A 26,937-nucleotide genomic window follows, 5' to 3' on the forward strand; every position below is an offset into this window, starting at 1 on the left:
CCTAGTACTCCGGATAGAACTGGCCGACCCGGCCGTTGTTGAGTCCAAGCACATAGCGTTCGCCATTGTACTCGGCTCTGATCTGGTACGAACCGGACGCTCCACCCTTCGACACGATGTCATCCTGCTTGTCCCGGATGATGTGGGTGATGGCGTCCGCCACGTCGTCGATCGACATGTCCTTGTCGAAGAAGGTCTGCGTCTTCTTCACGGTGCCGTTCCAGTACTTGGGATGGTGGCGCGCCAGGATGTGGTTCATCCCCTTGGTGTCCAGCAGCAGTTTCTGGCCGCCGACGATCATGGAGCGGTTCTTCCATTTCGCCATGTCCTCCGCCAGCTTCGCGGGCCGGGAGAGTTTCACCGCGTCCTTGATCCGCTGGAGCGATTTGTTCGTCTTGAAGACGTCGCCGCCAGGAAGGAATCCGGCGACGGCTCCGGCTATTCCCCATCCACTGCCGTCGGCGATGGCGCGCTTGAGGTCGTACAGGTCACATCCGGCCCCCAGGATGGGTATCCATCCGCACGCGGCGATCCGGGTCTCCTTCTCCGCCTCCTTGGGGATGTCGGGTGCATAGGTGGTGTCCCCGAAATTGCCCTTGTAGGTGGGCAGCCCGCAGGTGCCGGAGATGTTGTAACCGACGTTGCACGTCCACCCGCTGCCGGAGTCGTCCGAGTTGGAGATGCTGCCGATGTCCACGAGTGCCGAGGAGCCACCGGGGGGCGCTCCGCACGACTTCTTCATCACGGGGTTGCCGTTGCTGTCGAACGAGATGTCGGATTCGCAGGACAGCCCCGTGGGGTCGCTGTAGGCGATGGGATTGTTGACCGAGTACGAGTAGGCGTTGAGATTCTGCGGCGCGTACGGGGTGCTCAGCGCGTCCGGGCTCAGGAACCTGCCCAGCGTCGCGTCGTACATGCGGGCGCCCAGGATGGACAGGCCGGCCGTGTCGTCCTCGGGCTTGCCCAGGAAGCCGCGATCCGTGCTCGCGGGCAGACCCTTGTCTCCGCGCTGCGCTCCGAAGGGCATGTAGCGGCGGCGCTGCGCGGTGCCCGTGACGACGTCGACGGTCAGCTGGGTCGACGCCTGGTTGTCGGACATGATCCAGCTCAGCTTGCTCGTGGTGCTGTCCACGGCGGTGCGCGAGGCGACGACCACGTTGCCGTCGCTGTAGAAGCGCGTGGCCTTCGGGGCGGCACCGGATGCCTTGTGGACCTCTTGGCCCCCGAGGTACAGCACGTTCTCCGTCGGCGACGTGCGCAGCAGGACAGCGCCGGCGGCGTCGTAGACGTACCCGGTGGTGGTGGCTCCGCTGGTCGTGGTGACCTGGTCCAGGGCGTTCCAGACCAGGTCGGTCCTGGCCCCGCCCACGGTGCGGCTCTTGAGCCGGCCGGCATCGTCGTACGTGTAGCTGTCGGTACCCGTCGGGGTTTTGATCGTGGCGACGGCGTGGGGGCGGGGGGCGCCGGCGGTGTACGTCGACTGGTCGGCGGAGTAGCCGGGGTAGACGTAGTCGCGGACGCTGCTGCCGGAGGCCGTGGTGCTGGTGACCTTCTGCAGGTTGCCGATGCCGTCGTAGGAGTAGTCGAGCTGGTAGGGGTCCTGGCCGGTCGAGAGGTCGGGGGTGAAGGGGCCGGCGCAGCCGGTCGTCGCCGCCGAGGTCCAGGCACGGCTGAGGCGGTTCAGCTCGTCATAGGTGTAGCACTGGTGCTGGCCGGTGATCCGGTCGGCCAGGTCGGTGGTCTGACCGGCGTTGTCCCGGAGGTAGTCGTCGTTCTGGACCGTGCCCTTCGTGCTGGTCGTCGTGGTGATGTTCTTCAGCCAGCCGGCGCCGGTCGCGTCGTCGTACGTGTAGGCGCGGCGCGCCGTGGTGCCGGTTGTGGCCGCGGTGCCGTAGGTGCGGTCAGCGAGACGGCCCAGCCTGTCGAAGCCGGTTGAGTCGATGTAGACCGTGTTGTTGAGGTCGCTGGAGACCTTCTCCGGGTTGCCGTACGCGTCGAACTGCGTGGTGACGGTCTCCCTGGGGAGGCCACCGACGGCCGGATAGGTCACGCTCGTCTGCTGTCCGGCGGTGTTGAAGGTGTAGGTGGTCCTGTAGGTGCCCTGCAGTCCGCTTCCGTCGGCAGGGACCGTCATCTGCGAATCAGTGACGTTGCCCTCGTTGTCGTACGCGTTGATGGTGTTGGTGTACGCGTAACCGTTTGTGTAGGCCGTGGACGTGGCGAGTTCCCCGACGCCGCCCGTCGCCGTGTCGTAGGTGTTGCGCGTCAGCACGGCCGTCCCGTTCTGCACGGTCAGCAGCCGGTTGAGGGCATCGTAGGTGTACGTCAGGACGGTGCCGTTGCCGTCCTTGACGGTCTGCAGGTTGCCGTTGTCGTCGTACGTCGTGATGCCGACGCCGTTCGGGTCGCTGTCGGGGTCCTTGCCGCCGGTGCGCTCGCCGAGCCAGTTGTAGGTGTAGGTGGTGACGTTGCCCTTGGAGTCGGTGATCTTCGACAGCTTGCCGCTACGGGTGTACTCGTAGGACGTCGTGTACGTCGAAGGACCGAACTCGACGACCTTGCTGACCTGGCCGAACACATCGGTGTAGGTGTTCGTGCGCTCGCCGGCCGCGGGCATCGTGGTGGTGTAGTCGCCGTGGTGGTTGGTGCGCGTCTGGTTCTGGGACTGCGGGTCGCCGTTCACCAGGATCCGGGACTCGGTGGTGCGGCCGGCATGGTCGATGACGAGGTCGGTGTAGGAGGGCAGGGTCGGGACGGTCGGCAGGACCATGCCCGAGCCGGCGTCGCCGGAGTTGTAGAACGCGGAGCTGGTGCCCGTGACGTTGCCCGAGGTGTCGTAGCGGGTGGAGAGGACGGTCCGCCCGGTACCCGTCGGCGCGGGGCTCTGGGTCTCACGGGTCCGACCGAGGCCGTCGAGGTACTCGTACGAGGTCGCGATCTTCCCGCTGGATTCCAGCAGCGTCTTCGTGGTGATCCTCGGTGGGACGGTGGAGACGAGGTCGGGAACCCCTTCGCTGTTGTCCGAGGTGGTGACGGTGTAGTCGTACGCCAGGGACGGTGCGCCGTCGGGGTACGCGGCAATACGCGAAGGCTTGAACACCTGGGCGATGCGGCCGACGGAGTCGTGCACGATCCGGGTCGTCTGGCCGTTGGCGTCCTCGATGCGGTACGGGGTGCCCCACAGCCGGGAGTACCACGTGGTGGTCGACTGCGGTCCGGTCCCGGCGGTGGTGCCGTCCGGGTCGGGGGTGGTGACCTTGACGCCGTTGATCGGCCAGGACGTCGCCGGCTGGTAGGTCGTCGTGGTGGTCTTCTGCTTGCCGTCGGTGGCCGTGATCGGGCGACCGCCCTGGTCGTACGTCGCCTTGGTCTCGCGGTAGTCGTCGGCGGCGGCGTACTTGCGTACCGCCGTGGCGAGGCCGTCCACCGGCTTGTTGGCGGTGACCGAGGTGGCGCCGTCGTACAGGGTCACCGTGTAGGCGTCCTGGTTGGCCGACGACTTCGCCGCGCAGTCGGCGGCGTAGTGCCGGGTCTCGTCGGGCAGCACCATCCAGCGCTGGACCTGCGAGTCAGGGAAGTAGTCGGTGTTGTAGGCGCGGCCGTAGGTGGTGCAGCGGTTGTCGTCGGTGGCGGACAGGCCCCAGTCGTTGGTGCGCAGCGGCAGACCGTACTTGGTGCTGGCCGGCTCGGTGGTCTCGTACTCGTTCTTGACGATGTGCTCGCGCCAGCCGGTGGAGGTCAGCTCGTGCGTGGTGGTCTTCGAGTCGCGGACGAAGCGGGCGTCGGGCAGACCGTCGTAGTGGGCGGTCGTGTGGACCCAGTATTCGTGCCAGACCCGCTTGTGGGACTGGCCGGAGCCGTCGCGGTCGCTGGTCTCCAGGACCTTGCCGTTGAGCCAGGCCGAGTCGGGGACCGGCGCCCGGCCGCTGTCGCCGTCGTCGACGGTGACGTTGCGGGTCTCCGACGGGTTCGTCTTGGAGGTGCGGTCGCCGTCCATGCCCCGGTACAGCCAGTAGTACGTGGACGCCGCGTTGGACTTGGTGCCCGTGTGGACCTCGACCTGCTGGTATCCGCGCCACTCCGTCCAGGACTCGTCCTCGTCCTTGGTCAGCGGGTCGTTGGGGAACGCCCAGGCGGGCTTGCCCACGTAGTCGTACGTGGTGGTCATGGTCGGGTCGCCGTCGTTGCCGGCACCCGCGCCGGGGCCCGGGTCGACGCTCACCTTGCCCACGACGTACTTCTTGAACCAGCCCGTCCGTTCGTCCGTCGAGCCCTCCGGCACCCAGCGCTGCTTGAAGCAGGCCAGGGTGTTGTTGGACTCGGAGGGCGGGTTGTCGATGTCGCAGGTGTCCTGGGTGTCGTAGTCGCGGTAGGTGACGTTGACGAAGGAGCCGAGGTCGCCGTGGATCTGGGTGACGCGGCGGAAGTTGAGGACGCCACCGCCGAGCTGGTTGTCCCGCCACTCGCCGTTGATGTTGATGGTGGGCAGGGTGATGTCGTCGCCGTCGCCGTAGCCCTTGCGCTGCACGTAGTCCAGCCACAGGGTGTTGTCGACGGTGCCCTCGGGGTTCGGCAGACCGTACTTCAGCTGGTACTGCATCGCCGGGTCCCACGGCGCGGCGTCGTTGTCCTGGACGAACGTCTTGACGTCCCACAGCATCTTCGTGGCGAAGAAGGTGGGCGAGTAGGTCTCGCCGGTGATGGTCTTGCAGCCGTCGTCGGCGTTGGTGCCGTCGCAGATCAGGTCCGTGGGGACGTCCGGGTAGGAGTCCGGGTTGGTGGAGATGGCCGGGCAGGCCGCCGGTTCACTGGCCAGCGGGTCCTTGTCCGCCATGCGCTCCACACAGCGCCCGACGTAGCGCAGTTCGACCTTGGCCGGCAGCTGGGCACCGGCGAGCTGGGACGCCCAGCCGTACTCGATCCGCACCGGGTAGGCGGCGGAGTCGTACGTACGGGCCTGGTCGGTCAGGAGCACGGACCGGTAGTGGTTCTGCTCCTTGTCGTAGAAGTAGGCGGTCTCGACCTCGCTCTGGTCGACCACCCGGTCCAGGCCCCACCTGTATGCCTGCTGCTTCACACCGATGCCGCCGTCGTAACCCGGCTCGCCCGGGTCATTGCCGAACACAGGCACCGTCAGCACCGAGTCGGTGGCGGCACTGCTGCGCTCCGAGCGGCCCCAGCCGAAGTAGTAGCGCATACCGTCCTGGCTGGAGACGACCCAGTACTCGTCGTCCGCGCCGTGACCGCCCGTCAGGTGCTGGACGCGCCAGCCCGGGTCGTCCTGGATGTGGTAGGAACCGGTGCCGTTGCCGTCCTGGACCAGCGTCGAGGAGACTCCGTTGAGGTTGATGACGTACATCGCCCCGTCGGCCTCGTTGTCCGAGTTCGGCGAGTCCCAGCACAGGTCGCCGACCCAGCCGGAGCCGCTGCCGTCGTCCTGGCAGCCGCGGTAACGACGCTCGATGAAGCCGATACCGCCCAGTTCCCAGCCCAGACCCGCCCAGTTCGCCTGCGTGTTCTGCGACGACGTCATCGCGTCCACGGACTGCGAGTTGTACTGGAGCGACAGTGAGGGCGCGCTGCCCATCGGCGGCTTGGGAGCCTGGATCGGCAGGTCGTAGGTGAAAGCGCCCGAGCCGACGGACACGTTCCACGACCCGGACGGCTTCAGCGAAGACGCCCGGTAGTCCCCCGCCTCCGACGACGACCCGGAGGTCATCGCGTACACCGTCGCGGAGGAGGTCGTGGCCATCGTCGACCGCGACAGGCCCGACCCCTCCTGGAGGGCGGGCCGGTCGGCCGTCGGGTCGCCGTCCGCCTGGACCGTGGCGGTGAGGGTGCCATCGGCCACGTCGTTGCGGACCGGCACCGGCTTGGCCCTGCCCGGGGAGCAGCCCTTGGCCTTCGGCGTGGTCAGGGCGCAGGCCGGGAGCGCCACCAGACGCAGACGGGAGGCGAAGTTGCCGCCGTAGGCGTACCTGAAGCCGGAGTAGTCGAGCGTGACCTGCACCGGGCCGGAGGTGGCCGTGCCGTCCCGCCGGGTGACCTCGACGCCCAGGCCGACGCCGCCGACCTTGGACAGGCTCTTGTGGTCCAGGACCTTCACGTCCACCTTCGCGGGGACCGACGTCCTGGCGGACTGCGCGCTGAACTTGGCGGTCGCCGGGGGTGGGCCCACGGAGACGACGGCCTTGCCCGGCTCTTCCGAACCGGTGGGCGCGACGGGGACCTTCCTGCCGGTCTTCAACCCGGACAGCGACACCCGGGCCTGCGCGCTTTTCGGCCAGACCGTACGCGCCGGCTTCGTCGGGGTCGCCTCCGCACGGTCGCGCGGGACGCCCCCGGCGGGCTGGGCCGGGACGTTCACCGGCTGCTTGCGGCCGGCCTTCGCGCTTCCGGCGGCGTAGGCCGCGCTCTCCAGGGCCGGCACCGCCAGGAGCGAGGCCGTCAGGGCTGTGACCAGGGCCCATGAGGTCTGTCGGCCCCATACGCCCGTCACCCGTGCGCCACGGCCGCCGCTCGTCCACCTGCCACGTCTACGCGTCAGTCGCACGGACCCATCCCCCACCCAACCGGAGCCGGGAGCCCCCGGCGCTGCTACGAACCCGACCTGTCGCCAGGCCGAACGCAGGGTTCACGCCAGATGGTGATCAGATCACCGGTGGACGGTAAGTGGTCCCTCATCGACCGAGGTAGCCCCACATAATCGGATGATCGGCACGTACCGTGATCTTATCGCCTCTTTACATGTGTGATCTGTATCACAACTGGGAACCAAATCGACGCTAGTGGCCTGACCTGCGAGAACGGGTCTGGTGAACCCGGCGTCGAGGTGATTGAATCCAGCGGCTGTTCACACGCAACCCAGTGCAGCCACGCGCAACCAAGGGGGAGGGCTTCCAGCACCATGAGCGCCGACAGGGACAGACCCAGCCGACGGCAGATCCTCAAGCGCGCCGCGGGCCTCGGTGGCGTGGCCCTGCTGGGCTCCGCCGTGCTCGCCGGCGCCGGTACCGCCGCCGCGGCCGTGCCCGCGTCCAAGCGGTTCGACCTCACCGACCCCTCCGACGAGTGGTTCCGCGAGATCCTGCTCCAGGACGTACGGATCCTGCAGTCCTTCTCCTTCGACAACACCAACAAGCACCTCTACACCGCGCAGTTGGTCCAGGCGGGGCGCCAACTCCCCGGCGAGAGCCGCGCCTACACCGGCACCGAACGCGAAACCAACGGCGACCTGTGCATCACCCGCCTCGACTGGCAGGGCTACATCATCGGCCGGATGTATCTGCGCGGCTTCGGCCACGGCGTCTCCATCGCCGCCGAACCCTCCGGCAACAGCGCCTACCTGTGGACCGAGACCAACGCCCTCGCCGACAGCCAGAACGTCGGCTACGGCACGAAGATCGCCCGCTTCGAGTTCGCCAACGGCGCCGTCCTCACGCCCGACTCCCACCAGGTGAGCGTCTACGACCCGGTACCCGGCTCCGACCACAACACGGTCGCCATCGACCCCGTCAACAGCCGGATCGCGCACCGCCACCGCGTCAGCGGGACCTGGAAGTACAGCCTCTACGACCTCGCCGCCTTCAAGGCGAGGACGTTCACGCCGCTGGCCTCCCTCACCCAGCCGGCCGTCCTGACCGGCCCGACCTTCCAGGGCTACACCTCGCTCGGCCAGTACCTGTACACGCTCGACGGCACCGCCTACACCTACGCCTCGGACGGCACCCGCACCAGCGACAGCAACACCTACGTCACCGCCATCGACTGGAACACCGGGACCGTGGTGCAGCGCAGTCTCACCAAGGCGGGCGAGAGCCTCTACTACCGGGAGCCGGAAGGTCTGGCCATCCAGATCCCCGACCTTGCCACTCCCGCAGCCGCCCGCCTCCACATGGGCTTCGGCTCCCAGGAATCGAAGGCACTGCCCGACAAGAAGGCCAGCTTCTACTACAAGGACCTGCTGGTCTGAGACCGCCGGCCTCCCGGTTCGCGAGGCCCGCCCGCCTCCCGGTTCGCGAGGCCCGCCCGCCTCCCGGTTCGCGAGGCCCGCCCGCTCCCTGCTCGCTGGGCTCGCCCGTTCGCCGTCCCTACGTCTCGTACAGCCCCTCGATCTCCGCCGAGAACGCCTTCTCGATCGTCTCCCTCCGCAGCTTCATCGACGGAGTCAGATGGCCCGCCTCCTCTGTGAAGCCGCCGGGGATGACGGTGAAGCGGCGGATGGACTCGGGGCGGGAGACCAGGCGGTTGGCCTCGTCCACCGCCCGCTGGAGGACCATGCGCAGCTCCGGGTCGTCGACCAGGAGTTCGGGCGGTACGGCGTGCTTGCCGTTCATCTGGCGCCAGTGGCTGATGCCTTCGGGGTCCAGGGTCAGCAGGGCGGTGACGTAGGGGCGGCGGTCGCCGATGACCATGGCCTGGGCGATCAGGGGGTGGGAGCGGAGCCAGTTCTCCAGCGGGGCCGGGGCCACGTTCTTGCCGCTGTCGGTGACCAGGATCTCCTTCTTGCGGCCGGTGATGGTGAGGTAGCCCTCCTCGTCGAGCCGGCCGATGTCGCCGGTGGCGAACCAGCCGTCGGGGCTCGTGGGGACGACTCCGCCGGCCTGCGGGTCCCAGTAGCCGCGGAAGATCTGGCCGCCGTGGAGGAGGATCTCGCCGTCCGCGGCGATGCGCACGCGCGTGCCGGGCAGCGGCCGGCCGACCGTACCGAGGCGGGGGCGGACCGGCGGGGTGACGGTCACGGCGGCCGTGGTCTCCGTCATGCCGTAGCCCTCGAAGACGTCGATACCGGCGCCGGCGAAGAACGCGGCCAGGCGGCGGCCCAGCGGGGAGCCGCCGCAGATGACGTAACGGACCCGGCCACCGAGGGCGTTGCGGATGCGGCGGTAGACGAGGGGGTCGTAGAAGGTGCGGGCCGCCTTGAGGAAGGCGGTGGGGCCCGGTCCGGTGCCGTGCTGCTGGGACTCCAGCGCCTCGCCGTAGCGGCGGGCCACCGCGGCGGCGCGGTCGAAGGAGGAGGCGCGGCCCATGCGTTCGGCGGAGGCCCGGGCCGTGTTGAAGACCTTCTCCAGGACGTACGGGATGAGCAGCAGGAACGTCGGGCGGAACGACTTCAGGTCCGCGAGCAGGTCCTCGGTGCGGAAGCTCGGCGAGTGGCCCACGCGGATCCGGGCCCGCATGCACGCGATCGCCACCATGCGGCCGAAGACATGGGCGAGCGGGAGGAAGAGGAGGGTGGACGCCTCCTCGTCGGTCTTCGCGCGGAAGATCGGGTAGAGGAGGTCGATCGCGTTGTCGACCTCGGCGAAGAAGTTGCCGTGGGTGAGGGCGCAGCCCTTGGGGCGGCCGGTGGTGCCCGAGGTGTAGATGAGGGTGGCGAGGGTGTCGGGGCCCAGCACGCCGCGTCGTACGGCGACCTCCTGGTCGGACACGTCGCGGCCCCGCTCGGCGAGGTGTTCCATGTGGCCCTTGTCGAAGACCCACATGTGGCGGAGGTCGGGGATGCGGTCGAGTTCGGGGCCGAGGGCGGCGGCCTGCCCGGTCGTCTCCACGGCCAGGGCGACCGCGCCGGAGTCCTGGAGGATCCAGCGGGTCTGGAAGACGGAGGAGGTCGGGTAGACGGGGACGGTCACCAGGCCCGCCGCCCACGCCGCGAAGTCCAGGAGCGTCCACTCGTACGTGGTGCGCGCCATGATGGCGATGCGGTCGCCCGGCATCAGCCCCTCGGCGATCAGGCCCTTGGCCACGGCGAGCACCTCCGCCGCGAACTCCGCCGCCGTCACGTCCCGCCAACGCCCCCCGGCCTCGCCCCCGTCGCCGCCGCCGCTGGGGCTGCCGTTGCCGTTGCCATGGGCGCCGCCGTTCCCGTCGCTGCCGTTGGCGTCCTCCCGGTTGTGCTTGCGGCTGAGGACGACCGCGCCGGGCTCGTGGTCCGCGTTGTCGAAGGGGATGTCCGCGAGCGAGCCGTACGTGCCGGGCGTGGCCAGCGGCGGGACGTACGCCTCTCGCACCGTGCCGTCCAGCCGCTTCAACTCGGGTTCCACGAGCAGGGGTTCACTGCGGTCGCTGGACACGGGCGGCTCCTGGGGCATTCGGTGTGCCCGGATCGTACGGGGCCGGTGTGTGAGGTTCGTGTGAGTGCGGGGGTGGTCCGGGGATGTTCCGGGGGTGGGGATGTGCAGTGTCCTGCGGCACTCCGCCGCAGGTCAAGCAGGCGTCAAATTACCTGAGCGTCGTTCATCTCCCCTGCTCGCCCACCCTGCTTCCGGGACCTTTACCTCGGGTAACCTGACCGAGGAGTAAGGAAGTGCGCCGCGCCGGGGAGAAGGGGAAACCGTCCGATGCCTCAGCTCACCCTCACCGGCCCGCCTCTCCTGCCGCCCCTCCTCGCGCGGGGCGCCCTGCTCTCCCCGTGCAAGAGCCGCAGGCTGCCCCGTACGGCCGCCCGGCACGGCGACGGCACGGTCGGCCGCCTCGACCGGCTCGTCCTGCCCGGCGTACGGATCGACCTCGCGCATCTCGCCGCGTACGAACGGGTCTGCGGCTTCCCCACCGGCGAGGACGCCGTCCCGCTCACCTATCCGCACGTCCTCGGGTTTCCGCTCGCGATGCGGATCATGTCCGGCCGCGACTTCCCGCTGCCGCTCCTCGGGCTCGTCCACACCTCGATCGAGATCACCCGCCGCCGTCGGCTGCCCGCCACCGGGGAGTACGAACTGACCGTGTACGTCGACGGGTTGACGCCCCACCGCCGGGGCACCGAGGCCACGGTGGTGACCGAGGTACGGGACACCGGCGGCGAGTGCGGCTGCGACGAGATCGCCTGGGAGTCCCGCAGCACGTACCTCGCCCGCCACCGGACCCCCGCCCCGTCCCTCGCCACCCTCACCCCCCACACCACCCACCGGCCGGACGGCGGTCCCGCCGCCACCCGCGAGGGCCCGCGCTCGGCGCCGTCGCTCCCCGCGCTCGCCGAGTGGCGGCTCGCCGCGGATGTCGGGCGGCGCTACGGGGCGGTCTCGGGCGACCGGAACCCCATCCACCTCCACCCGCTCGGCGCCCGCCTCTTCGGCTTCCCGCGCGCCATCGCCCACGGCATGTGGACCGTCGCCCGCTGCCTCGCCGAGCACGGCACACCCCCGGCGGCCCTGGTCCGCGCCGAGTTCCGGGCACCGGTGCCGCTCCCGGGCACCGTCACGTTCGCGGCGGACGGCCGCCCCGGCGGTGACTTCGAACTGCGCGGCCGGGACCGCGAGGGCGGTGAGAGGGTGCATGTGACGGGCAGCGTGTACCCGCTGATCCACTGACGGCAGGCGGCGACTCCGCCGGGAGCGCGATGTCTCGGCGGAGGGGGGCGCAGGCCGGCGGGGGTCAGCGGCGCATCGGGGGACGTTCCGCGTTCGTGACGGCCCGCAGCACCCACTCGACCGGGCCGTACCGGTATCGCGCGAGCCAGCGCCGGCTCAGCTCCAGTTGGAGCGCGAAGATGCCGGCGGCGACGACCGGCACGACCGCCGGTGGCGTGTCCCCGGCCAGCCCGAGCCCCACGCCGGTGAAGATCAGCACGCCCAGCAGGGACTGACCGAGATAGTTCGACAGCGCCATCCGGCCGGCCGGGGCGAGCACCCGCGCCAGCCGGGCGCCGCGCGGGGTGGTGAACACCCGCAGCAGGGTGGCCACGTAGGCGCCGGCCAGCAACGGCGCGGTCAGGATGCAGACCGCCAGCCCGCCCAGGCCGACCGTGCCGCCGCCGATCGCGAACACCAGAGCGCCGGCGAGCCCGACCGGGTACCCGACCAGCTCCAGCCGGCGCAGCGCGGCCGCGTGCCCGCCCATCCCGTCGGCGAGCACCTGGTGCCGGCCGGCGGCCAGCCCGACGAGGAACGCGGACAGCGCGAGCGGGCCCTGCACCGCCAGGCTTCCGGCCATCACCGGCAGCGAGCGCACATGTTCGCCGATCACCGAACCCAGGCCGCCGTCCAGCGCGTCGGTCGACGCGCGGCCGTCGGCGAGCGCGGCGCCCTGGTCGGCGACCAGGTCGGCGCCGGCCAGCGCGGCCACGGCCGCACCGGCCGCCATGACCACGACGATCGCCCCCGCGGCGATCACCGCCGTCCTCGGCCGGATCCGGTGCACGGCGAGCAGCACGAGACCGAGCAGCGCGTAGGTGGTCAGGATGTCGCCGTGGAACAGCAGCACCGCGTGCAGTCCGCCGAGCACGAAGAGCCCGCCGAGCCGGCGGACGAACCGGGTGGTGAAGTTCGCGCCGGCCCGGTCCGCGGCGGCCAGCTGCAAGGTGAAGCTGTAGCCGAACAGGAACGAGAAGAGCAGGTAGAACTTCATCTCGAACAGCAGCCGGACCCCGAAGTGGGCGGAGTCGTCCAGCCAGGAGCCGTGCGCCGGATCGGCGACGAGGTGGAAGGGGTAGCCGGAGGCGAAGAAGGCGAGGTTCACGACAAGGATGCCGAACAGCGCGAACCCGCGCAGCGCGTCGACGTCGAGTAACCGGGTAGGGGTGGGCGACCGCAGCGTTTCCGTCATACGGAAACGCTAGGAACGCCGGGAGTACGGCACGAGCCGGTGCGCCCGAGGATCCGTGGTGGGGCAAGCCCTACCGGCCGCCGGACCCTACCGGTCGCCGGGGCTGCCGGGTCGCCGAACCTACGGCGTGGTGATGTCGGCCGGTGGGGTCCAGGGGCGGCCGTCCATCAGGTTGCCGAGGCCGGACCAGGCGAAGTTCATGAGCGTGGCGGCGGCCTGCCGGGCCGTGAGGCCGGGCGTGGCGTTGGCCCAGGCCGCGAGGGCCTCGGCGGCGCCGACCAGTGCCTCGGCGAGGCCGGCGACCTCGCGTTCGGGCAGGGACGGGTCGCGGCGGGCCTCACGGGCGGCGGCCAGGATCAGCCCCGTCACGAACGCCACCATCTCCTCGCGCATCGCCGCGACCTCGGCGGCGAAGGGTTCGCCGTGCGTACGGGCCTGGAGGTGCAGGACGGCCCAGGCGTCCGGGTTGCGCGCGGTGTGCGTGAAGAACGCCCCCAGCCCCTCCCAGAGTTGCCGGTCGGCGGGCAGCCGGGGGTTGACGCCCTCGCGTACGGCGGTGGTGAGCGCCTCGGCCTCACGGCGGATGCAGGCGGTGAAGAGGTCTTCCTTGGAGTTCAGGTACAGGTACACCAACGGCTTGGACACGCCCGCCAGTTCGGCGATCTCGTCCATGGAGGCGGCACGGTAGCCGCGCTGCCCGAACGTCCGCACGGCCGCGTCCAGCATCTGCTGTTCCCGTACCGCCCGGGGCATCCGTTTGTTCTTCACAGCACCCATGCGGGCAAGCGTACGGTTCTGCCGCCGGGAAAGATCCCGACCGTCTTCGCGACGGGCCGTCCCGGCCGCCTACGACGCCTTGACGCCCTCGGAAGCCTTGGTGTCCTCCAAAGCCGTGGCCTCTTCGGGAGCCTTGGCGTCCTCGTCGGCCGGGGCCTGGGTGCGGGCCACGTCGTCGGCCTCGTCCTCCTGGCTGCGGTTGGCGGCGAGGTTGGACTTGACGCGGTCGATGGAACGGTCGAGGCGCGGGGCGATCCGGGCGGAGGCCCGGTCGCGCTCCTTGCGGAGGGCCACGAAGCTGATCGGCGCGGACACGACGAGGGCGAGCATGATCATCCACATGCCGTTGGAGGCGCCGAGACCGCGGGGGGCGATGCCGGAGTAGACGAGGGCCCAGACGACCACGAAGCAGCCCACGAAGATCCCGAGGCGCATCAGTGTGTAGCGGAGCATCTCAATCCACTCTTCCGTTTCCGTTCCGGACGTTCCCAAAGGCCACCGTCCAGTGAAGCACGGTCGGGGGGCGATCTTGCACGGGGGTGCGGGCGCGGCTCGGGTCAGGTCAGGTCAGGTCAGGTCAGATCAGATCAGGTCAGGGACAGGAGCATCGTGATGTCGTCGCGGTGGTCGTCGGGGGCGACCCGGATGGCGCCGGGGACGCGGCCGACCTCCTTGTAGCCGCAGGCGGCGTAGAAGTGCTCCAGGCCGAGGCCGCCGCGGCAGGTGAGGCGGACGGCGTCGACGCCCTCGAAGCCGCGGGCCGCCTCCTCGGCCGCCCTCATGAGGGCGCGGCCGTAGCCCTTGCCCTGGTGGGCGGGGTGCACCATCACCGTGTAGAGCCAGACCCAGTGCGTCATCAGGCGGTGCGTGTTGAAGCTGAAGAACGCGGTGGCCGCGGGCGCGCCGGCCGCGTCGAACCCGACGAGCAGCCGCTGGCGGCCCTCCGCCATGCCGACCATGTGCTTCACCAGCTCCGGCCGTATCGCCTCCGGCGACACCGGCGGCACGAACCCGACGGCACCACCGGCGTTGGAGACGTCCGCCCAGAGACCGAGGATGCCGTCGCGGAGGTCGGGGGTGAGGGGAGGGTCGAGCTGGAAGGTAAGGGTCATTGGTTGAGATTAGCCATTACGCGCGGCGGCGCGTCAAACGGATTCGGACAGTGGACACGTGCGGGTGGGCGGGGGGTTTCTCGCGCAGTTCCCCGCGCCCCTGGAGGGACGGGCCTGCGGCCCGCCCTCCCCCTGAAAAGCACGGGGGCGCAGCCCCGGTCGCTTTTCAGGGGCGCGCGGAACTGCGCGAGAAACCACACACCACCCGCACCCGCCAACGAAACCCGCACCCCCGAGCCACCAGGCGCCCGGCACCGTCAGACCCGCATCGGCTGAGGAGCCTCCCGCCGCGACGGATCCGCCCCCTCGTACTCCCGGATGACCTCGTACCGCGTGTTCCGCTCCACCGGCCGGAACCCGGCGTCACGGATGAGGTCCAGCAGATCCTCACGCGTCAGCTTGTTCGGCGTGCCGTAGTTGTCCGCGTCGTGCGTGATCTTGTACTCGACGACCGAGCCGTCCATGTCGTCGGCGCCGTGCTGGAGCGCGAGCTGCGCGGTCTGGACGCCGTGCATCACCCAGAAGACCTTCACGTGCGGGACGTTGTCGAACAGCAGCCGCGACACCGCGAAGGTCTTCAGCGACTCCGCGCCCGTCGCCATCCGCGTCCGCGCCTGGAGGCGGTTGCGCACCTTGCCGTCCTTCATGTCCACGAAGTCGTGCTGGTAGCGCAGCGGGATGAAGACCTGGAAGCCGCCGGTCTCGTCCTGGAGCTCCCGCAGCCGCAGGACGTGGTCCACCCGGTGCCGGGGTTCCTCGATGTGGCCGTAGAGCATGGTGCACGGGGTCTTCAGCCCCTTCTCGTGCGCCAGGCGGTGGATCCGCGACCAGTCCTCCCAGTGGGTGCGGTGGTCCACGATGTGCTGCCGGACCTCCCAGTCGAAGATCTCCGCGCCGCCGCCCGTCAGGGACTCCAGACCCGCGTCGATCAGCTCGTCGAGGATCTCCGACGCCGACAGCCCGCTGATCGTCTCGAAGTGGTGGATCTCCGTGGCGGTGAACGCCTTCAGCGAGACGTTCGGGAGGGCCGCCTTCAACTCCCGCAGCGAGCGCGGGTAGTAGCGCCACGGCAGGTTCGGGTGCAGGCCGTTGACGATGTGCAGCTCGGTGAGGTTCTCGCTCTCCATCGCCTTGGCGAGCTTGACGGCCTCCTCGATGCGCATCGTGTACGCGTCCTTCTCCCCCGGCTTGCGCTGGAAGGAGCAGTAGGCGCAGGAGGCCGTGCACACATTGGTCATGTTGAGGTGACGGTTGACGTTGAAGTGGACGACGTCGCCGTTCTTCCGCGTCCGCACCTCGTGCGCGAGCCCGCCCAGCCAGGCCAGGTCGTCCGACTCGTACAGCGCGATGCCGTCCTCACGGGTCAGCCGCTCACCGGAGCGGACCTTCTCCTCCAGCTCGCGCTTGAGCCCGACGTCCATGCCTCCGCCTTCCCTCAGTCCTGCCTCGATGACAACCCAGCCACCGTACTCCCCGGGGTCTACTGCTCCTCGGGCAGCTCACCCACCCTGTTCTCCCACTTCGTGGAGAGCACGATCGTCGTCCGGGTCCGGGAGACGCCCTTGGTGCCGGACAGCCGGCGGATCGTCTTCTCCAGGCCGTCGACGTCGGTGGCGCGCACCTTGAGCATGAAGGAGTCGTCGCCGGCGATGAACCAGCAGTCCTCGATCTCGTCGAGGTCGCGGAGCCGGTTCGCCACGTCCTCGTGGTCGGCGGCGTCGGAGAGCGAGATCCCGATGAGCGCGATCACGCCGAGGCCGAGGGAGGCCGCGTTGACGGTGGCGCGATAGCCGGTGATGACACCGGCGGCCTCCAGCCGGTTGATGCGGTCGGTGACACTGGGTCCCGACAGGCCGACGAGGCGCCCCAGCTCCGCGTAGGAGGCCCGGCCGTTCTCCCTCAGGGCCTGGATGAGCTGCCTGTCCACCGCGTCCATGCGATCGGTTGCCTTCCGCTGAAGAGTTGCACTGAAGAGTTGCTCGGTGATGAGTGGTGCGCGTAGGTGCGGGGTGAGCGGAGGCCGCTCAGGTGCCCCCGGGGGTGGTGTCGCTCGTGCCGGAGGGGCGGGCCCCGCCGATCTCGCCCTCCCAGCGCCGGTAGAGGGTGTGCGGGACACCCGCCGCGTCCAGCACCCGCCCGGCCACGAAGTCCACCAGGTCCTGGATGTGCGTGGCCCCCGCGTAGAAGGCCGGGGAGGCGGGCAGTACGGTCGCGCCCGCCTCGTCCAGGGTCACCAGGTGCCGCAGGGTCTGCCCGTTCAACGGCGTCTCCCGTACGGCGACGACGAGGCGCCGCCGTTCCTTCAGGGTGACGCTCGCCGCCCGTTGCAGCAGGTCCTTGCTGAGCCCCAGGGCCACGCCCGCGACGCACGCCGTCGACGCGGGGACGATCAGCATGCCCTTGACGGGGTACGAGCCCGAGGACGGTCCGGCGGCCAGATCGCCGGCGCTCCAGTGCCGTACCCGGTCGCCTTCGACGTCCACCGGGAACGTGCCGGGCTTGCCGTCGGCGCCGCGCGCCAGCCATTCCCGCAGGTCGTCACGCCAGTGCGCGTCCCGGAACGCGATGCCCGTCTCGTCCAGCAGGGTCAGCCGCGAGGCCCGGGACACCACGAGGTCGACGCTCTCCCCCGCGGCGAGGAGCGCACGCAGCACGGCGGCGGCGTATGGGGTGCCGGATGCGCCGGAGACCCCTACGATCCAAGGCGTACGCGCCGTCTCTCCTGGCTTGACTTGGTTCACGACACCGAGCCTATCCGGCGGCGTGGGGCGGGAACCGGTCAAGGGGGCACGGCCGTTCCACTGAGGGGACGAGTTGACTCGGGGGTTGACATGGCAGGTGGAGTGCGCGGGGCGCTGAGCCCTGATCGGGAGTGGTCGCGCGGGGACCGCGCGAAGGCCGCCGCCAAGCTGATGGCGGGCTGGGTGGCCCTGCTGTGGATCCTCGAAGTGATCGACGTGGCGAGCGGGCACGCGCTGGACGACTTCGGCATCATGCCGCGGTCGGTGCCCGAGCTGGTCGACGTGGTGCCCGCGTCGTTCCTCCACTTCGGCTTCGGCCATGTCGCGGCGAACAGCGTGCCGCTGCTGGTGCTCGGCTTCCTCGCGGCGCTGGGCGGGATCCGCCGCTTCGCCGCGGTCTGCGCGCTGATCATCGTGGCCGACGGTCTGGGCGTGTGGCTGATATCCCCGGACCACACCAACACGGCGGGTGCCTCGGGTGTCGTCTTCGGCCTCTTCGGCTTCCTCGTCGTCAGCGGGTTCGTCGAGCGCCGGCTGCTGGGGGTCGGGGTGGGGGTGCTGGTCGCGGCGATCTGGGGCGGCGCGATCCTCGGCGGTATCGCCCCCACCGCGACCGGGATCAGCTGGCAGGGCCATCTGATCGGGTTGGTGACGGGGGTGGTGGCGGCGTTCCTGTTCCGGCGCCGTCGCCCCCGCGGGGCGCTCACCGTGTAGGGCGTGCCTTCGGGTCCACGGGGAGGCGGCCGGTGGCGATCGTGAGTTTGCCCAGCGGCGAGTCGACGGTGAGGTCGGGGCCGTAGGGGATGGTGTCGCGACCCCGGTAACCGTCGGGGCAGGGGTTCCACATCGTGACGCAGTGGCCCTTGAGCGGGTCGAGGATCAGGTAGTTGGCGATGCCGCGAGAGGCGTACCAGCGTGGCTTGAGTTCGTAGTCGCGTCGGATGCTGCCCTGGGACACGACCTCGACAACGACCTCGATGTGGTCGGGTGAGTACGCTGCCTCGTTCTTCTCGACCTCCACCGCCGGAATGATGGCCAGGTCCGGGCAGAACTCGTTCTCGTCGTCGAAGGGGAAGGCGACATCGCTGGTGAAGCCCCACTCCTCGGCCGCCTGCTCCCGCACGGTGTTCCACACCCGTCGGATGGTTGCCGCGTGGTGCGGCTGACCGGATGCAGCATGACGCTGCCCTCGACGATCTCCATGTGATAGCCGGGGAACATGTCCTCGAACCGGCTGAGCTGCGAGCGCGGGCGGTCGGTGCCCGAGACGGTCACGCCGGCCTCCCTGGGTCTCTGTTCTCGGTGTTGGGCCGCACCGTGTTCAGACCGTATTCAGGGAGTCAGACCCCTCACCAGAAGATCCAGCAGCGCGCACACGAACAGGGCGATGCCGATGAAGCCGTTGACGGAGAAGAACGCGCGGTTGAGCCGCGACAGGTCGTGCGGGCGCACGATCGTGTGCTCGTAGACGAAGGCGCCCGCGACGATCGCGAGGCCCAGCCACAGGAACGCGCCCGCGTCCGTCACCACGGCGTACCAGATGAACAGGGCGGTCGTCAGCGCGTGGCACACCCGTGCCGCCCACACCGCCGCCGGGATGCCGAAGCGGGCCGGGACCGACAGGACGCCGGTCTCGCGGTCGGAGTCGACGTCCTGGCAGGCGTAGATGAGGTCGAAGCCGCCGATCCAGATGCCGACGGCCAGGCCGAGGATCACCGCGTCCCAGGACCACTCGCCGGTGACCGCGAGCCAGCCGCCGACCGGGCCCATCGCCTGGGCGAGGCCCAGGATGGCCTGGGGGTAGTTCGTGAAGCGTTTGCCGTAGGGGTAGACCACCATCGGGATCACCGCGACGGGGGCCAGCGCCAGGCAGAGCGGGTTCAGCAGCGCCGCCGCGCCCAGGAAGACCACCAGGGCGATCAGGGCGCCGGTCCAGGCGTGCTTCACGGACATCGCGCCGGTCACCAGCTCGCGGTGCGCGGTACGCGGGTTCCGCGCGTCGATCTCGCGGTCGATGATCCGGTTGACCGCCATCGCGAACGTGCGCAGTCCGACCATGCAGACGGTGACCAGCAGCAGCCGTACCCAGTGGATGTTGCCGTCCAGCTGGAACATGGCGGTGAGCGCGGCGATGTACGCGAAGGGCAGCGCGAAGACCGAGTGCTCGATCATCACCAGGCGCAGGAACGCCTTGGTGCGGCCCGGCTGGGGGATCGCGGCGGAGGCGCTGGTCACAGGCCGTACTCCTTCCAGCGCCGGTCGACGAGCGCGGCCGTGGCCGGGTCCGACTCGACCATGTCGGGCCAGCCCCCGTCCCGGGTGTAGCCCTCCTCGATCCACTTCTTCGTCGCGTCGATACCGGCCTTGCCGCCCCAGAACTGCTGGTAGGAGGCGTGGTCGAGGTGGTCGACCGGGCCCTCGACGACGGTGAGGTCGCGGGCGTAGTCCGTGTTGCCGAGGGCGCGCCAGGCGACCTCGTGGAGGTCGTGGACGTCGCAGTCGGAGTCCACGACCACGATCAACTTCGTCAGGGACATCATGTGGGCGCCCCAGATCGCGTGCATGACCTTCTGCGCGTGCTTCGGGTACTTCTTCTCGATCGAGACGATCGCGCAGTTGTGGAAGCCGCCCGCCTCGGGGAGGTGGTAGTCCACGATGTCCGGGACGATGATCTTGAGGAGGGGGAGGAAGAAGCGTTCCGTCGCGCGGCCCAGCGGGCCGTCCTCCGTCGGGGGGCGGCCGACGACGATCGACTGGAGCAACGGGCGCTTCCGCATCGTCACGCAGTCGATCCGCAGCGCGGGGAACGGCTCCTGCGGGGTGTAGAAGCCGGTGTGGTCGCCGAAGGGGCCCTCGGGGAGCATCTCGCCGGGCTCCAGCCAGCCCTCGATGACGACCTCGGCGTTGGCCGGCACCTGGAGCGGCACCGTCTTGCAGTCGACCATCTCGATGCGCTTGCCCGCGACGAACCCGGCGAACAGGTACTCGTCGATGTCGCCGGGCAGCGGCGCGGTGGAGGCGTAGGTCACGGCGGGCGGGCAGCCGAAGGCGATGGCGACCGGCAGTCGCTCACCGCGCTTGGCGGCCACCTGGTAGTGGTTGCGGCTGTCCTTGTGGATCTGCCAGTGCATGCCGATGGTGCGCTTGTCATGGCGCTGGAGGCGGTACAGGCCGAGGTTGCGGACGCCGGTCTCGGGGTGCTTGGTGTGGGTGAGCCCGAGGTTGAAGAAGGAGCCGCCGTCCTTGGGCCAGGTGAACAGCGCGGGCAGCTGGTCCAGGTCCACGTCGTCGCCCTGGAGGACGACCTCCTGCACGGGGGCGCTGTCCGCCTTCACCTTCTTCGGCGGAACGTGCACCATCGCGCCCAGCTTCCCGAACGCCTCGCGCACGCCCACGAAGCCCTGCGGAAGTTCCGGCTTGAGCAGCCCGCCGATCTTCTCGCTGATCTCGCCGTACGACTTCAGGCCGAGGGCCTTCAGCAGGCGGCGGTCGGTCCCGAAGACGTTCATCGCGAGCGGCATGCTCGACCCGCGGACGTTCTCGAAGAGGAGGGCGGGACCGCCGGACTTGTTGACCCGGTCGACGATCTCCCCGACCTCCAGATACGGGTCGACCTCGGCCTTGATCCGCTTGAGATCGCCCTCGCGCTCCAGGGCGCGGAGCAGGGAGCGAAGATCGTCGTAAGCCATGCGGTCCAGTATCCCCGAGGGGCTACCCTGACCCCGTCACGGGGCCCGGCGTAAGGTCATGGCTTTCCGTCGCACAGGGTCGGCGCCGCACGGGCCGCCCGTCAGTACGGGGTCCGGCGGACGGGCCCACCACCGCTTTCCAGGGGGCGTTCCATGCTCAGGGTGTTGATGTACCTCGTGCCGCTGGCGCTGACCATCTACGCGTTCATCGACTGCCTCAACACCCCCGAGGACGAGGCGAAGCACCTGCCCAAGATCGCCTGGGTGTTCATCATCCTGCTCTTCTGGATCGTCGGCCCGATCGCGTGGCTGGCCGCGGGCAAGCTGCGCCACGTCCCCGCGAACGGGCGCACGCCCTCCGAGTGGCACCGCAACCACCGCGTGGAGTATGTCGCCCCCGACGACAACCCCGAGTTCCTGAAGTCGCTCTCCGAGGAGAACAAGAAGGACGAGTCGCTCCTCAAGAGCTGGGAGGCGGACCTGCGGCGCCGCGAGGAGGAACTGAAGCGGCAGGAGAGGGAGAAGCGGGAGAAGGACGGCGAGGAGTAGACCAGGCGCCTTCTGACTCGGGGGGCACTGTCGGGCCGCAGGCCCGTTCCCCTGCCCGGCCCACCCTCCACGCGGTCAAGCATCATGATTTTTCGGCCTAATCACCTCAAAAGTGTCATATGTACTTTTCGGGGCACACGGCGAGATAAGAGAGAGAAGGTGAGAGCCACGAACGGCCATGACTCGGAGAAGCGCCGTTCCTCGCAGCGGCAAGACCGCGCCGAGGAGCGACTCTCCGCGCCCGAGGCCATTCGGAGCGCGCTCGAGCAGCTCGCCGAGGTGCTGGGACGCGTTCCGGAGTCCGTTTCCGCGCTGAAACCGACCGAAGAGGGCTGGGAGGCCGAGGTCGAGGTCGAGGAACTGGAGCGCGTCCCGCAGACGAGCAGTGTGATGGCGACGTACCAGGTGGTCCTGGACCCCGCGGGAAGGTTGCTGGCGTACGAGCGCGGACGCCGGTACACCCGCGCGCAGATCGACCGGTCCGGCGGCCGCTGACGCGACCGCCGCCGTAGGTCCCCCCTGCCCGGAAGGGACAACATCGTGACTGTGATGCCGCAGGGCGAGGGTGGCGCCCTCGCCGCCCGCGGAGGCGGGGGTGGCGGCTCGGGAAACCTCTACGACGTGCTGGAACTGGTCCTGGACAGGGGCCTGGTCATCGACGCGTTCGCACGGGTCTCCCTGGTCGGCATCGAGATACTCAAGATCGACGCCCGAGTGGTCGTGGCCAGCGTCGACACGTATCTGCGTTTCGCGGAGGCGTGCAACCGGCTGGACCTGGAATCGGGCCGCAAGGCCCCCGCCCAGCTCACGGACATGGTCGGCGACGCCACCGAGGCGGGCGCCCGCGGCAAGAGCAAGGGGGCGCTGAGCGGCGCGGTCCAGGCGGTCACCGAGTCCCTGGGGAAGGGACGCGGGGACGACGACGAGTCCGGACGCGAGAGGCAGCGCGTCCGTTCCGAGCGCGGCGCGAGCCGCCGCTCCTCCAAGCACGACGAGGAGTGAGGCGAGCCGATGTCCGTGTACGTCTACGCGATCACCAAGGCGGAGCATCCGCTGGACCTCGACGACGTCCATGGCGTCGGAGAGGACGGCGGCGACCTGCACGCGGTCAGCAGCGGCGCCCTGAGCGCCGTCGTCAGCGAGGCCCCGGCGGATCTCTCGGTCGCCCGCCGCGACCTGGAGGCGCACCACGAGGTCCAGGAGAACCTCTGGGCCGACGGGGCCATCCTGCCGCTGAGCTTCGGGTTCGTCGCCCCGGACGAGGACTCCGTGCGGGCCCTGCTGGACGAGCGGGCCGAGGCATTCTCCCAGCGGCTGGACGAGCTGACGGGGACGGCCGAGTTCAACGTGAAGGGCGTCGCGGACGAGGACGCCCTGCTGCGCGCGATCCTCACCGACTCCGAGGAGGCCCGGCGGCTCAACGCGGCGATCCGCGACGGCGGCGGGACGTACGAGGACCGGCTGGCCCTCGGCGAGCTCGTGGCCCAGGAGGTGCAGGCCCGGAACGCGGCGCTCGCGGAGGAAGTCCTCGCCGCCCTGCGTCCGTTCGTCGTCTCCGAGCAGATCGCCCCGCCGTCCCAGCAGTACTTCGTGAACGCGTCCTTCCTGGTGGAGGACGCCCGGTCCGAGGAGTTCAGCCGCGCCGGCGGGGAACTGGCCGAGCGCCTGGGCGAGGGTGCCGAACTCCGCCTGCGCGGCCCTCTGCCGCCGTACAGCTTCGTCTGACCGCGGCAGCTTCGTACCTGCGTCGTGAGGAGGCGAGGACGTGGGACTGGTGGGGAGCATCGTGACACTGCCGTTCGCCCCTGTGCGCGGCATCGGCTGGGTGCTGGACAAGGTGCGGCAGACCGCCGAGGACCAGTACTACGACCCGGCGCCGATCCAGGAGGAGCTGGTGAACCTGGAGCGCGCGCGGACGGAGGGACGCATCGACGAGGAGGAGGCCACGCGGCGCGAGGACGAGTTGCTCCGCCGGTTGCAGGAGATCAGCGCCTACCGGGCCCAGCAGGGCGCGGGGCCCGGACCGTGACGTGCGCGGCCTACGGAAAGAAGACAAGATCATGAAGAACGCGACGATCGGCGCGGCCGTCCTGGGGGGTTACCTCCTTGGCCGGACGAAGAAGGGGAAGCTCGCGCTCAGCGCGGGGGCTCTGCTGGCCGGTTCGAAGGCCAGGCCTGGGCAGCTCGGGCATCTGCTGGACTCCCCGTTCCTCAGCAACATCACCGAGCAGGTGCGTACCGAACTGACGGACGCGAGCAAGGCGGCGGCGACTTCCGTGCTGACGGCGAAGGCCGACAGCCTGGCCGATGCCCTCCACCACCGCACCGAGGGGCTCCGCGAACGGGCCCAGGCGGGCGGCGGTGAGCCCGACGCCCAGCAGGACGAGCCGGACGAGCAGCAGGACGAGCCCGACGAGCAGCAGGACGAGCCCGAGGGGCCGGACGACCAGCAGGACGAGGAGCCGGACGAGGGCGAGGAACAGGAGGACCAGAAGGAGCCGGAGGAACAGGAGGAGCAGAAGGAGCCGGAGTCGAAGAAGAGCCGGGGCGGGTCGCAGCGCCGGAGTCCGGCGTCACGCGCGAAGAAGCAGACCGCCAAGCAGACCGCTTCCGCCGGCCGCACCAAGAGCGGCGGCACCTCCAGGTCGAGGAGGCAGGACGATGGCTGAGGGCAACGGAGCGAGGGGCGGTGCCGGCACCCTCAGCAAGGTACGTGACGAGGCACTGCACAACCCCGGCACGGCCCGGCTGAAGGAGGAGCTGCAGGAGTACGTCGAGGCCCGGCTGGGCGTGATGCTCGAAGGCGCGGGCCACAAGCTCGGCGAGGGAGCCCGCCGGATCGGCGAGGGCAGCCTGACGGGCGGCCTGGCCTCGGGCGCGTCCCACGCCAAGGGCGCCCTGCTGGAGAAGGCGAAGGGCGCCGGCGGCAAGGCCATGGACGTGGCCGGGAAGGCCAAGGACGCGGCGGGGAAGGCGAAGGACTCCGCCGCCGGCAAGAAACACGGGAGGCAGCCCGAGGGCGGCACCGGCCGGGGGCACACCATCATCGAGGACATCGACGTGGGCGTGCCCGTGCGCGAGGCGTACGACCAGTGGACCCAGTTCCAGGAGTTCAGCCGCTTCGCCAAGGGTGTGGTCTCCGTCGACCAGCAGGACGACGCGACGACCCAGTGGCAGGTGAAGGTCGCCAAGTCGAAGCGGCGCTGGCGCGGCAACATCACGGAACAGGTGCCCGACCAGCGCATCGCCTGGACGTCGGAGGGTGAGAAGGCCACCACCAAGGGCGTCGTCACCTTCCACCCGCTCGGCGAGAACCTCACCAAGGTGCTGCTGATCATCGAGTACTCCCCCAAAGGGCTGTTCGAGAAGACCGGCGGGCTGTTCCGGGCCCAGGGCCGCCGCGCCCGCCTGGACCTCAAGCTCTTCCGCACGTTCGTGACGATGCGCGGCGAGGCCACCGGCGGCTGGCGCGGCGAGATCCACGACGGCGAGGTCACCGAAACTCACGAAGCGGCCGCGGAGAGGGAGGACACCGAGGACACGGGCGACTCCGAGGACACGGGCGACACCGAGGAAACCAAGGACACCGAAGCCACCGGCGCCGACGACACCGACACCGACACGGACACCGACACCGACACGGACACCGACACGGAGGACGAGAGCCCCGAGGACGAGCAGGAGCCCCAGGACCGCGAGGACGAGGACGACGAGGACGAGGACGAGGACGACGACCAGGACACGGAGGCGCGCGACGAGGAGGACGAGGAAGAGGAAGAGGAAGACGACGAAGACAGGGACAACGAGGACAGGGACGACGAGCCGGACGACCAGCACGACGACGAGCGGGACGAGGACGACGAGCGGGACGAGGAGGCGGATGACGAGTACGAAGACGACGCGGACGCCGAGGACGACTCCGAAGCCGAAGGCGACGAAGACGAGGAAGACGACGACGTAGCCGACCAAGAAGACGAGCAGGACGGCGAGGAGGACGAAGAAGGCGAGGACGAGGAAGACGAGGACGAGGAGCCGGTAGAGGAAGCGAGGTCGAGCGAGTCGTGAGCGGGCCCGCCGATCCCCCCGCACAGACCCCGTCGCGGGCCTTCACCCCCTACGGCGGCGGCCAGGGTTCCAGCGCGAACCTCGCCGACATCCTGGAACGGGTCCTCGACAAGGGCATCGTCATCGTCGGCGACATCAAGGTGAACCTCCTCGACATCGAGCTGCTCACCATCAAGTTGCGGCTGCTGGTGGCGTCGGTCGACAAGGCCAAGGAGATCGGCATCGACTGGTGGGAGCACGACCCCGCCCTCTCGTCGCGCGCGTCCCGCTCCGACGGCAGCCGCTCCCTGGAGGAGCAGAACGAACGCCTCCGCGAGGAGATCAGGGAACTCCGCGGCCGCCTCGCGGAGTCCCCGGCGGAGCTGTCCCCGAGCGACTCGCCGGAGCGCCGTCGCGTCGACGACCTGTCCGAACGCCGTCGCGCCCCCGCTCCCGACCCCGAGCGCAAGGCCCGCGCCGCCCCCCGCAAGGAGCGCGGCGGGGACGAGCCGCGCCCGAAGCGGCGCAAGGCGTCCGCCGCGCCGCCGAAGGACGACGACGAGCGGGACGAGGACCGGCACCGATGAGCGGGTACGACGCGCCCGCCGCGTACGACGACGAGTACGACCGCCCCCTCAGCGGGCGCCAGGTCGCACTGATCGATCTGCTCGACCGGTTGCTGAGCGGTGGCGTCGTGCTGACCGGCGACCTCGTGCTGAGCATCGCCGACATCGACCTGGTGCGGATCTCGCTGCGTGCGGTGATCGTCGCCGTCCGGGAGCAGATGGAGGAGCAGTGGGCCCCGATCCTGCCGCCCGGCACGCAAGCGAACCCGGCCCATACGGACCTGGCCCACACGGACCCGGCCCATACGGACCGCCACACGGACCTGGCCCACACGGACTCGGCGCACATGGAACCACCACACACAGGCCCGGCGCACGTGGACCCTGCGCACACAGGCCCGGCGTACACCGAAGGGCGCGGCCATGGCAGCGCCGACGCCCTCTGAAGGGCCGCCCATCGACCGGCTCCGGGAGGTGGCGGAGGCCGCGCGGCGCGCGTTCTCGCTGCTTCCCGCGCGGCCGGACGAGATCGCCCCGCCACCGCTCTCCCGCGGCGGGGCGGTCGCGCACCGGCTGCGGACCGACCCGGACACGGTGGAGCGGGACCTCGTCAAACTGGTGCTCACCATCGTCGAGTTGCTGCGCCAGCTGATGGAGCGCCAGGCACTCCACCGGGTCGACGCGGGCGGGCTGACCGAGGAGCAGGAGGAACGCCTCGGCATGACCCTGATGGTCCTGCACGACCGCATGAACGAACTCTGCGACCGTTACGGCCTCACCCTCGACGACCTCAACCTCGACCTCGGCCCCCTGGGAACCCTCCTCCCGCCCCCCTGATCCCCTGATCCCCTGATCCCCTGATCCCCTGATCCCCTGATGATCTTCCGCCGCACACGTGGGCCCGCCGTTTCCCGGGCAG

Annotated in this window: 24 protein-coding genes and 1 pseudogene; 13 read left to right on the top strand and 12 right to left on the bottom strand. The window is 70.0% G+C overall.

Annotation, left to right across the window (positions count from 1 at the left end; all coding sequences use genetic code 11):
• Window position 1: 1 nt before the first annotated feature.
• Window positions 2–6,499, bottom strand: coding sequence for an RHS repeat domain-containing protein (locus tag ACZ4Z2_RS21450; protein ID WP_468078219.1), 6,498 nt, complete (start codon window positions 6,497–6,499; stop codon window positions 2–4).
• A 408-nt stretch (window positions 6,500–6,907) separates the two neighbouring features.
• Here ACZ4Z2_RS21450 and ACZ4Z2_RS21455 point away from each other — a divergent pair, with 408 nt between their 5' ends.
• Window positions 6,908–7,972, top strand: a complete 1,065-nt coding sequence (locus ACZ4Z2_RS21455; RefSeq protein WP_468078220.1) for a phage baseplate protein — start codon at window positions 6,908–6,910, stop codon at window positions 7,970–7,972.
• Window positions 7,973–8,090: 118 nt separating this feature from the next.
• Here ACZ4Z2_RS21455 and ACZ4Z2_RS21460 read toward each other — a convergent pair whose 3' ends face one another.
• Window positions 8,091–10,091: an AMP-dependent synthetase/ligase gene (locus tag ACZ4Z2_RS21460; protein ID WP_468078221.1), complete on the bottom strand. Its 2,001-nt coding sequence runs from the start codon at window positions 10,089–10,091 to the stop codon at window positions 8,091–8,093.
• Window positions 10,092–10,340: 249 nt separating this feature from the next.
• On the opposite strand from ACZ4Z2_RS21460, the gene ACZ4Z2_RS21465 reads away from it, so the two are divergent.
• Window positions 10,341–11,306, top strand: a complete 966-nt coding sequence (locus ACZ4Z2_RS21465; RefSeq protein ID WP_468078222.1) for a MaoC family dehydratase — start codon at window positions 10,341–10,343, stop codon at window positions 11,304–11,306.
• A gap of 64 nt (window positions 11,307–11,370) precedes the next feature.
• On the opposite strand, the gene ACZ4Z2_RS21470 is transcribed toward ACZ4Z2_RS21465, so the two are convergent.
• The 7 genes from ACZ4Z2_RS21470 to ACZ4Z2_RS21500 all read right to left on the bottom strand — a co-directional run bounded on the left by ACZ4Z2_RS21470 (window position 11,371) and on the right by ACZ4Z2_RS21500 (window position 17,170).
• Window positions 11,371–12,540: a DUF418 domain-containing protein gene (locus ACZ4Z2_RS21470; protein WP_468078223.1), complete on the bottom strand. Its 1,170-nt coding sequence runs from the start codon at window positions 12,538–12,540 to the stop codon at window positions 11,371–11,373.
• Between the two features lie 120 nt (window positions 12,541–12,660).
• The gene (locus ACZ4Z2_RS21475) at window positions 12,661–13,317 is read right to left on the bottom strand and encodes a TetR/AcrR family transcriptional regulator (RefSeq protein ID WP_468078224.1); all 657 of its coding nucleotides are present in this window, start codon (window positions 13,315–13,317) and stop codon (window positions 12,661–12,663) included.
• Window positions 13,318–13,386: 69 nt separating this feature from the next.
• On the bottom strand, window positions 13,387–13,770 hold the full coding sequence (locus ACZ4Z2_RS21480; protein ID WP_468078225.1) for a DUF4229 domain-containing protein: 384 nt from the start codon (window positions 13,768–13,770) through the stop codon (window positions 13,387–13,389).
• Window positions 13,771–13,904: 134 nt separating this feature from the next.
• Window positions 13,905–14,429, bottom strand: coding sequence for a GNAT family N-acetyltransferase (locus tag ACZ4Z2_RS21485; RefSeq protein ID WP_468078226.1), 525 nt, complete (start codon window positions 14,427–14,429; stop codon window positions 13,905–13,907).
• A 257-nt stretch (window positions 14,430–14,686) separates the two neighbouring features.
• Window positions 14,687–15,850 (bottom strand): aminofutalosine synthase MqnE, encoded by a 1,164-nt coding sequence (gene mqnE / locus ACZ4Z2_RS21490; RefSeq protein WP_468078227.1) that lies wholly within the window; start codon window positions 15,848–15,850, stop codon window positions 14,687–14,689.
• 59 nt (window positions 15,851–15,909) lie between these two features.
• Window positions 15,910–16,365, bottom strand: a complete 456-nt coding sequence (locus tag ACZ4Z2_RS21495; RefSeq protein WP_468078228.1) for an Lrp/AsnC family transcriptional regulator — start codon at window positions 16,363–16,365, stop codon at window positions 15,910–15,912.
• Window positions 16,366–16,453: 88 nt separating this feature from the next.
• A complete protein-coding gene (locus tag ACZ4Z2_RS21500) occupies window positions 16,454–17,170 on the bottom strand; it encodes a UbiX family flavin prenyltransferase (RefSeq protein WP_468078229.1) in 717 nt (238 codons plus the stop codon).
• A gap of 90 nt (window positions 17,171–17,260) precedes the next feature.
• Here ACZ4Z2_RS21500 and ACZ4Z2_RS21505 point away from each other — a divergent pair, with 90 nt between their 5' ends.
• On the top strand, window positions 17,261–17,884 hold the full coding sequence (locus ACZ4Z2_RS21505; RefSeq protein WP_468078230.1) for a rhomboid family intramembrane serine protease: 624 nt from the start codon (window positions 17,261–17,263) through the stop codon (window positions 17,882–17,884).
• Here the strand turns inward: ACZ4Z2_RS21505 and ACZ4Z2_RS21510 are convergent.
• The 3 genes from ACZ4Z2_RS21510 to ACZ4Z2_RS21520 all read right to left on the bottom strand — a co-directional run bounded on the left by ACZ4Z2_RS21510 (window position 17,874) and on the right by ACZ4Z2_RS21520 (window position 20,859).
• Window positions 17,874–18,305, bottom strand: coding sequence for a Uma2 family endonuclease (locus ACZ4Z2_RS21510; protein ID WP_468078231.1), 432 nt, complete (start codon window positions 18,303–18,305; stop codon window positions 17,874–17,876). The two genes, ACZ4Z2_RS21505 and ACZ4Z2_RS21510, sit on opposite strands and share 11 nt — an antisense overlap.
• Before the next feature lie 197 nt (window positions 18,306–18,502).
• Entirely contained in the window at window positions 18,503–19,405 is a 903-nt protein-coding gene (mqnP, locus tag ACZ4Z2_RS21515; RefSeq protein ID WP_468078232.1) for a menaquinone biosynthesis prenyltransferase MqnP, read from the bottom strand.
• The gene (locus ACZ4Z2_RS21520; protein WP_468078233.1) at window positions 19,402–20,859 is read right to left on the bottom strand and encodes a menaquinone biosynthesis decarboxylase; all 1,458 of its coding nucleotides are present in this window, start codon (window positions 20,857–20,859) and stop codon (window positions 19,402–19,404) included. Before ACZ4Z2_RS21520 ends, mqnP begins: the two co-directional genes overlap by 4 nt.
• 153 nt (window positions 20,860–21,012) lie before the next feature.
• Here ACZ4Z2_RS21520 and ACZ4Z2_RS21525 point away from each other — a divergent pair, with 153 nt between their 5' ends.
• The 10 genes and pseudogenes from ACZ4Z2_RS21525 (at window position 21,013) to ACZ4Z2_RS21570 (ending at window position 26,855) form a co-directional block, all read left to right on the top strand.
• Complete coding sequence (locus ACZ4Z2_RS21525) at window positions 21,013–21,408, top strand: PLD nuclease N-terminal domain-containing protein (RefSeq protein WP_468078234.1); 396 nt, start codon at window positions 21,013–21,015, stop codon at window positions 21,406–21,408.
• 159 nt (window positions 21,409–21,567) lie between these two features.
• Window positions 21,568–21,903 (top strand): gas vesicle protein GvpO, encoded by a 336-nt coding sequence (gene gvpO, locus ACZ4Z2_RS21530; protein WP_468078235.1) that lies wholly within the window; start codon window positions 21,568–21,570, stop codon window positions 21,901–21,903.
• A 54-nt stretch (window positions 21,904–21,957) separates the two neighbouring features.
• A complete protein-coding gene (locus ACZ4Z2_RS21535) occupies window positions 21,958–22,410 on the top strand; it encodes a gas vesicle structural protein GvpA (RefSeq protein WP_468078320.1) in 453 nt (150 codons plus the stop codon).
• A 9-nt stretch (window positions 22,411–22,419) separates the two neighbouring features.
• Entirely contained in the window at window positions 22,420–23,133 is a 714-nt protein-coding gene (locus tag ACZ4Z2_RS21540; RefSeq protein ID WP_468078236.1) for a GvpL/GvpF family gas vesicle protein, read from the top strand.
• 40 nt (window positions 23,134–23,173) lie between these two features.
• On the top strand, window positions 23,174–23,437 hold the full coding sequence (locus tag ACZ4Z2_RS21545; protein WP_468078237.1) for a gas vesicle protein GvpG: 264 nt from the start codon (window positions 23,174–23,176) through the stop codon (window positions 23,435–23,437).
• 31 nt (window positions 23,438–23,468) lie between these two features.
• Window positions 23,469–24,077 (top strand): ABC transporter substrate-binding protein, encoded by a 609-nt coding sequence (locus tag ACZ4Z2_RS21550; protein WP_468078238.1) that lies wholly within the window; start codon window positions 23,469–23,471, stop codon window positions 24,075–24,077.
• Complete coding sequence (locus ACZ4Z2_RS21555; RefSeq protein WP_468078239.1) at window positions 24,070–25,473, top strand: SRPBCC family protein; 1,404 nt, start codon at window positions 24,070–24,072, stop codon at window positions 25,471–25,473. Before ACZ4Z2_RS21550 ends, ACZ4Z2_RS21555 begins: the two co-directional genes overlap by 8 nt.
• On the top strand, window positions 25,470–26,039 hold the full coding sequence (locus tag ACZ4Z2_RS21560; protein ID WP_468078240.1) for a gas vesicle protein: 570 nt from the start codon (window positions 25,470–25,472) through the stop codon (window positions 26,037–26,039). Before ACZ4Z2_RS21555 ends, ACZ4Z2_RS21560 begins: the two co-directional genes overlap by 4 nt.
• A pseudogene (locus ACZ4Z2_RS21565) lies at window positions 26,036–26,272 on the top strand (gas vesicle protein); the annotation flags it as partial. The gene ACZ4Z2_RS21560 and the pseudogene ACZ4Z2_RS21565, both read left to right, overlap by 4 nt.
• A gap of 169 nt (window positions 26,273–26,441) precedes the next feature.
• A complete protein-coding gene (locus ACZ4Z2_RS21570; RefSeq protein WP_468078241.1) occupies window positions 26,442–26,855 on the top strand; it encodes a gas vesicle protein K in 414 nt (137 codons plus the stop codon).
• The last annotated feature ends 82 nt before the right edge of the window (window positions 26,856–26,937 follow it).

This window comes from Streptomyces sp. NPDC030183 (genome assembly GCF_055573455.1).